Genomic DNA, 7120 nt, shown 5'->3' on the forward strand with positions numbered 1-7120 from the left:
GGAGCCTGCGCGCCGAGGGAGAGCCCTGCAAGGCTCTACCTCGGCGCGGCGGTACTACCTCGGCGATCCCCTACAGCGATCCGAGCAGGTCGGTGAAGGACGGGGCGTCGGCGTAGGGGTCTGCCGGGCCCGTGTTCGGGCGGGCCGCGACCAGCTCGGCCAGCTCGCGGGCGCCGCGGGTGATGCGGCTCGGCAGCGGGTCTTGGTTGTCGAGCTCGCCCGACCAGTCGTCCGTCGCGGCGAACACGGACGTGTTCGCGACGTCGGCGCGCAGGTAGGTGAACAGCGGGCGCATCGAGTACTCGAGCGCGAGCGAGTGCCGCGGCGTGCCCCCGGTGGCTCCGAGGAGCACCGGCATCCGGGTCAGGGAGTCCTTGTCGAGGATGTCGACGAAGGACTTGAACAGACCCGAGTAGGTCGTGGTGAACAGCGGGGTGACGGCGATCAGGCCGTCGGCGCTGCCGACCGACTCGAGCACCCGCCGCAGGTCGCCGCTCGGGAAGCCGGTGAGCATGTGGTTGATGATCTCGTGCGCCACGTCCCGCAGCTCGAACGTCTCGACGGTCGCGGTCAGGCCGCGCTCGGCGAGCTCGCTGACGGTCGCGGCGGCGAGCCGGTCGGCCAGCATGCGGGTGGACGACGGCTGGCCGAGACCGGCCGAGATGACGGTGATCCTGCGGTCGCTCATGAGGTTCCTCTCCTGGTCGGGCCCGGTCACCGACCGAACGCCGAGCCCTTGCTGGTGGGGACCGGGCCGCTGTCTGCGACGTCGGTCTCGACGGTGCTGCCGGTCCAGCGGTCCGCGGGAGCGGCCACCGGCTCCGGCGCGCTGACCCCGGCGGCCCGGCGGGCCGCGACCAGGGACTCGTGCGTCGGCGCGTCCGGCACGTGCGCGGGGCGCCCGACGGCGAGCTCCTTGCGCAGCACCGGCACGACCTCCCCGAGCAGGTCGAGCTGCTCGAGCACGATCTTCAACGGTAGCCCGGCGTGGTCCATGAGGAACAGCTGGCGCTGGTAGTCCCCGACCTCCTCGCGCATCGAGGCGTACCGGTCGATGACCTGCTGCGGGCTGCCGACGGTCAGCGGGGTCTGCTCGGTGAACTCCTCGAGCGTGGGCCCGTGGCCGTAGACCGGCGCGTTGTCGAAGTAGGGACGGAACTCCTTCACGGCCGCCTGCGAGTTCGCCCGCATGAAGACCTGCCCGCCCAGCCCGACGATCGCCTGGTCGGCGGCGCCGTGGCCGTGGTGCGCGAAGCGCTTGCGGTAGTACGCCACCATCGCCCGGGTGTGCTCGATGGGCCAGAAGATGTTGTTGTGGAAGAAGCCGTCGCCGTAGTAGGCGGCCTGCTCGGCGATCTCGGGGCTGCGGATCGAGCCGTGCCAGACGAACGGCGCCACGCCGTCGAGCGGGCGCGGGGTGGACGTGAAGCCCTGCAGCGGGGTGCGGAACTTGCCCGACCAGTTCACGATCTCCTCGTCCCAGAGCTTGCGCAGCAGGGCGTAGTTCTCGATCGCCAGCGGGATGCCCTCGCGCAGGTCCTTGCCGAACCACGGGTACACCGGGCCCATGTTGCCGCGGCCCATCATCAGGTCGACGCGCCCGTCGGCGAGGTGCTGCAGCGTCGCGTAGTCCTCGGCGATCTTCACCGGGTCGTTCGTGGTGATCAGCGTGGTCGACGTCGACAGGATGATCTTCGAGGTCTTCGCGGCGAGATACGCGAGCGTCGTGGTCGGTGAGGACGGGATGAACGGCGGGTTGTGGTGCTCGCCGGTCGCGAAGACGTCGAGCCCCACCTCCTCGGCCTTGAGGGCGATCGCCAGGGTCGCCTTGATCCGCTCGTTCTCGGTCGGGGTCCTGCCGGTGGTCGGGTCCGCCGTGACGTCCCCGACGGTGAAGATGCCGAACTGCATGGTGAATGCCCCTCGATCAGGTCGATGCGTTTGCATGTACATCCGCCCCAACCAGGGGCCCCGCGCATCTATTCCATCCGGGGTGAACGAGGGCTAGTGCGTGATCGCCAGCCGCGCGTACACGCGCTTGAGGAACCCCGGCGCCCACCAGTTCCACTGGCCGAGCAGCGTCATCGTCGCCGGCACGAGCAGCAACCGCACGAGGGTCGCGTCGATGAACACCGCGACCGCGAGCGAGAAGCCGACCTCCTTGATCACCAGCAGCTTGCCGAAGACGAAGCCGGCGAAGACCACGATGATGATCGTCGCGGCCGAGGTGATGATCCGCCCGGACCGCTGCAGGCCGAGGCGGACCGCGTCGTCGTTGGAGTACCCGGCGTCGGCGAGCTCCTTGATCCGCGAGAGCAGGAACACCTCGTAGTCCATCGCGAGCCCGAACGCGAAGGCGATGACGAGGGCCACGACGTAGGTCTCGATGCCGCCGGTCGAGGTGAAGGCCAGCAGCCCCGACAGGTTGCCGTCCTGGAACACCCACACCAGGATGCCGAGCGACGCGGCGAGCGAGAGCACGTTCGTGATCAGGGCCTTGATCGGGATCACGACCGACCCGCTCATTCCGAAGAGCAGCACGAACGTCGCGACGAAGACGATCCCGGCGGCCCACGGGAGCCCGTCGACGAGGGCTGCGGAGAAGTCGATCTGACCTGCCGCCTGGCCCGTCACCCAGGTCGGGAAGCCGGGGTCGGCCGCGCGCACGGTCTGCACGGTCTCGCGGGCGAGCTTGCCGCCCGCGTCGGACGTGGCCGGGCGGACGCCGATCATGACGTCGGGTCCCATGGCGATCGGCGCGTCGACCGACGCGACGCCGTCGAGCTTGCGCAGCTCGTCGGACCAGTTGGTGGCCTTCGTGAGCGAGGTCTGAGCCACCACGATCACGGCCGGCGACGTCGCCGCGGGATAGTTGTGCGCGAGCGCCTGGACGTACTCCCGCTGCGTGCTGCCCGCCGGCAACAGCTCGGTCGTGGAGTTGCGCAGCTCGAGGTGGGTGAGCGGGATCGCGAGCACCGCGAGCACCGCCAGCACCCCGACGAGCACCCAGCCCGGCCGGCGCTGCACGCGTGCGGCGAGGTGCGAGAACGCGCCCTCCTCGGACCGTACGTCGGAGGTGCGCACCAGGATCGAGCGCAGGCCCGGGATCCGCGCGAGCACGCCGGGGCGGATGAGTCGTCGCCCGAAGACCGCGAGGATGCCGGGTACCAGGGTCAGCGCGGAGGCGACCGCGATGAGGATCACGGACACCCCGGCAGCGCCGAACGCGCGCAGGATCTGCGGCCGGAACACGAGCAGCCCGGCGATCGAGATCGCGACGGTCAGTGCCGAGAACGTCACGGTGCGGCCCGCCGTCGCCATGGTGCGCACGAGGGCGGTCGTGACTGCCGAGTCGCCGCGGCGCCGCCGGTGGCCGCCGTCGGGCGCCGCCTCCTCGAGGTCGACGATCCGGTGCAGCTCCTCGCGGAACCGCGACACGATCAGCAGCCCGTAGTCGATCGACAGGCCCAGACCCAGGATCGTGACGATGTTCACCACCGAGGCGTCCAGGTCGATGACGTACGAGAACGCGAGCAGGCAGCCGAGCCCGCCGGCGATGGAGGCGATCGCGCCGCCCATCGGCATCGAGGCCGCCAGGAACCCGCCGAACACGAGCACCATCACGAACAGCGCGATCGGCAGCGCGATCGCCTCGCCGGTCGTGAGGTCCTTCTCGACCTGGTCGGTGATCGCCTTGGTGATGAGGGTGTTGCCGCCGACGATGCCCGTCGCCCGTGGTGCCACCGCGGCGAGGTCGGCGGGGATCCGGTTCAGTCGCTTCTCGACGGCCCGCAGGGAGGTGTCGGCCTGCGGGAAGTCCGGCTTGAGTTCGACGATCACGAGGAAGCCGTTGTGGTCGGTCGCCATCAGTGGCGCCGCGGCCGGGTTGGCGGGGCCGCCGTTCGGCAGAATCAGGGGGTCGATCACGGTCGCGACGCCCGGGATCGCGGCCAGATCCTTGTGCGCGGGGGCGATGGCCTGGGCGACACCCTTGCCGTCTGCCTTGACACCGTCGACCACGAGGGTGAGCTGGTCGCCCTGGATCGAGGAGTTGCGGATGAGCGTGCTCGCGGTGTTGCTGTCCGAGCCCGGGACGTTCGGTTCGCCCGAGCTGAGCCGGTCGAAGAGGTTCTGCCCGCCTACCCCGAAGATCGCGAGGCTGAAGCCGAGCACGGTGAGGAGCCCCCACACGCCGATGGTGCGGCGGGGATGGCGAGCGATGCGAAGACCGAGGCTCTCGAACACGCTGGTCAGCATCTCAGGTGGACGGCCCGAGGTGCCATTGCCGCGCCCGGTACGGTCGGACCTGTCACCCGTCATGCGTACGCTCGGCCCATGGATCTGTTCGACGCCGCCACCACGACCGCGGCGGGGTTGCCGACCACCGCGCCCAACGCCCCGCTCGCGGTCCGGATGCGTCCCGCGTCGATCGAGGAGGTCGCGGGCCAGGGCCACCTGCTGGTCGCCGGCTCGCCGCTGCGCCGCCTCGTCGAGCCCGCCGAGGACGGATCGCGGCGCGCCACGCCGACGTCGGTCGTGCTCTGGGGACCGCCCGGGACCGGCAAGACGACGCTCGCGTACCTGATCGCGGCGACCTCGGGTCGCCGGTTCGTCGAGCTGTCCGCGGTGACGGCGGGGGTGAAGGACCTACGCGCCGTGATCGAGGACGCCCGACGGCGGTTGGCGACCGCGGGCGGCGAGACGGTCCTGTTCATCGATGAGGTGCACCGCTTCACCAAGGCCCAGCAGGACGCGCTGCTGCCGAGCGTGGAGAACCGGTGGGTCACGCTGGTGGCCGCGACCACCGAGAACCCGAGCTTCTCGGTGATCTCCCCGCTGCTGTCCCGCTCGCTGCTGCTCACCCTGCGCCCGCTCGGGACCGACGACGTGCGCACGCTCGTGCACCGTGCGATGACCGACGAGCGCGGGCTGGGTGGCGCGATCGTGCTCGACGACGCCGCCGAGGACCACCTGCTCCGCCTCGCCGGGGGTGACGCGCGCAAGGCGCTGACGATTCTCGAGGCAGCCGCGGGCGCGGCGCTGTCCGACGGCGTCGTGCCGCCCAGCGGTGACGGGCTCGGCGAGCCGAACGCCGTCGTCGTCGGGCTGGAGACGATGGAGCGGGCGATCGACGTCGCCGCGGTGCGCTACGACCGCGACGGGGACCAGCACTACGACGTGATCAGCGCGTTCATCAAGTCGATGCGCGGGTCCGACGTCGACGCGGCCCTGCACTACCTCGCCCGGATGATCGCCGCGGGGGAGGACCCCCGGTTCATCGCCCGGCGGATCGTGATCGCGGCGGCGGAGGAGGTCGGCATGGCGGACCCGAGCGCGCTGCAGACCGCGGTCGCCGCCGCGCAGGCCGTCGCGCTGATCGGGATGCCCGAGGGCAGGATCATCCTCGCGGAGGCCGTGGTGCACGTCACGACCGCCCCGAAGTCGAACGCGGCGTACCTGGGAATCGACGCCGCGCTCGCGGACGTCCGCGCGGGGAAGATCGGCACGGTGCCCGCGCACCTGCGCGACGCGCACTACGGCGGCGCCCAGAAGATCGGGCACGGCCAGGGCTACCGCTACGCCCACGACGAGCCCAACGCCGTCGCCGCCCAGCAATACCTCCCCGACGAGCTCAAGGGCACCCACTACTACCACCCCACCGACCGCGGCTACGAACGCTCCGTAACGGAACGCCTAGAACGGATCCGCACCATCCTCGACAGCTGACCGGCGCCGGGCCACCGCCGTCCGCCGGGCTTCCGGTCGCCGGGCTTCCGGCGAAGATCCGGAAGGTTTGGCTCGCCCCACGCACACATCCTTCCCAAACCTGGCGGACCCCTCGGTGGCCTCCGAAGATCCGGAAGGATCTGCTCGCGCGGCGCGCACATCCTTCCCAAACTGGTCGGTTCACCGGCGGACGAGGGCCAGGCGGATCTCGCGCAGCACCTGGTCGGGGCGGGTCGTTAGGTCGGCCCAGGTGAACCGGAGCACGGTGTAGCCCGCGTTGACCAGGCGGTTCTGGCGGGTGCGGTCGGCCTGGAAGCTCGCCGCTCCGTGGTACGCCATCCCGTCGACCTCGATGATGAGCATCTGCGCCGGAAAGAGCACGTCGGCCCGGCCGATGACGCCCTCCCGATCGCTCAGCTTCGCGTCGGCGCACCACCCGGTGATCTCAGCACCTCGCAGGATGTCGTGCAGGCGGCGTTCGCCGGCACCCATCGCGCCGTCTCGGACGTCGTCGAGCGCCCGACGACGCCTCGCGTTCCCCCAGGCTCGCGGTCGGTGGGCAATCGCGTCGGCCAGCTCGTCGCGTGTGATGAGCTCGCGTGTGATCGCCCAGATCATCAGCGCCTCGGAGTCGCGGTCCGGGAGGCGGCCGAGACAGTCGAACAGGGTGCGGCGCCGATCCGTCACGAGGGCGTGGCCGACCGGCGAGATCTCCGACGTCGCGACTCGTAGCTGGTGCGCGACGAGATTGTGGCGCGGCGGCCGGTGATCGAGAACGCTCACGTGGAGAACGCCGTCGACGGGCACCGGTAGTCCGTGCACGGCGGCCGCGCTCGCAAGGCAGACGACGGCGTCGGGCCAGGTGAGCCACGCACCCTGGGCGCGGGTCCACGCATCGAGCGGGAGTGTCGCCAGGGCCAGTGCGTCGCCGACCACCCGGGTCCAGCGTCCAGATTCTCGCCGACGGCGGACCTGCGCATAGGTCATGCCCGCGGAGATTGCCTGTCGAGCGGTGAACAGCCCGGCCTGGCGAGCCGCCACGTGCGGTTCCCAGTCGGCGGGAAAGCGAAGTGTCATCCGCCGACGATCCCCCCTCGGCAACCGACCCGCCGCGCCCGCGACCGCGCCCTGTGGACACCGCCCCGTCCAGCCGTCCCGGGGTCGGCCCGGCCGCTCCCCGGTTCTGGGAAGGATGTGTGCGCGCGTTGAGCCATTCCTTCCGATTCTTCGGGGGCGACGGGCTCGGGGTGGCGAACTCGGGTCGGTGGGCAGGTAGTCGGCACCCCAACCCGACTCCTCGGCCGTCGGCTCCCCGAGGGGCGGTCGGTCCCGGGTCCTCGCTCCGCCCCGCGCGCCGGTTTTGGGAAGGATGTGCGCGCCTCGCGAGCCATTC

5 protein-coding genes are annotated in these 7120 nt (G+C 71.1%); 1 reads left to right on the forward strand and 4 read right to left on the reverse strand.

What is annotated here, in order from left to right:
• Nucleotides 1–70: 70 nt before the first annotated feature.
• The 3 genes from VIM26_RS10490 to VIM26_RS10500 form a co-directional block, all read right to left on the reverse strand.
• Entirely contained in the window at nucleotides 71–688 is a 618-nt protein-coding gene (locus tag VIM26_RS10490; protein WP_331950871.1) for an FMN reductase, read from the reverse strand.
• A gap of 26 nt (nucleotides 689–714) precedes the next feature.
• The gene (locus VIM26_RS10495) at nucleotides 715–1911 is read right to left on the reverse strand and encodes an LLM class flavin-dependent oxidoreductase (protein ID WP_331950873.1); all 1197 of its coding nucleotides are present in this window, start codon (nucleotides 1909–1911) and stop codon (nucleotides 715–717) included.
• Nucleotides 1912–2004: 93 nt separating this feature from the next.
• On the reverse strand, nucleotides 2005–4245 hold the full coding sequence (locus VIM26_RS10500) for an MMPL family transporter (RefSeq protein ID WP_331950875.1): 2241 nt from the start codon (nucleotides 4243–4245) through the stop codon (nucleotides 2005–2007).
• Between the two features lie 90 nt (nucleotides 4246–4335).
• On the opposite strand from VIM26_RS10500, the gene VIM26_RS10505 reads away from it, so the two are divergent.
• Entirely contained in the window at nucleotides 4336–5727 is a 1392-nt protein-coding gene (locus tag VIM26_RS10505) for a replication-associated recombination protein A (RefSeq protein ID WP_331950877.1), read from the forward strand.
• Nucleotides 5728–5907: 180 nt separating this feature from the next.
• Here the strand turns inward: VIM26_RS10505 and VIM26_RS10510 are convergent, their stop codons facing one another.
• On the reverse strand, nucleotides 5908–6804 hold the full coding sequence (locus VIM26_RS10510) for a type IV toxin-antitoxin system AbiEi family antitoxin domain-containing protein (RefSeq protein WP_331950878.1): 897 nt from the start codon (nucleotides 6802–6804) through the stop codon (nucleotides 5908–5910).
• Between the last annotated feature and the right edge of the window lie 316 nt (nucleotides 6805–7120).

This window comes from Pengzhenrongella sp., from assembly GCF_036565025.1.
GTDB lineage: Bacteria > Actinomycetota > Actinomycetes > Actinomycetales > Cellulomonadaceae > Pengzhenrongella.

Bases quoted from the DNA above. Each gene is read 5' to 3' on its own strand.
- VIM26_RS10490 (WP_331950871.1), bottom strand. From the start codon at position 688: ATGAGCGACCGCAGGATCACCGTCATCTCGGCCGGTCTCGGCCAGCCG.
- VIM26_RS10495 (WP_331950873.1), bottom strand. From the start codon at position 1,911: ATGCAGTTCGGCATCTTCACCGTCGGGGACGTCACGGCGGACCCGACC.
- VIM26_RS10505 (WP_331950877.1), top strand. From the start codon at position 4,336: ATGGATCTGTTCGACGCCGCCACCACGACCGCGGCGGGGTTGCCGACC.
- VIM26_RS10510 (WP_331950878.1), bottom strand. From the start codon at position 6,804: ATGACACTTCGCTTTCCCGCCGACTGGGAACCGCACGTGGCGGCTCGC.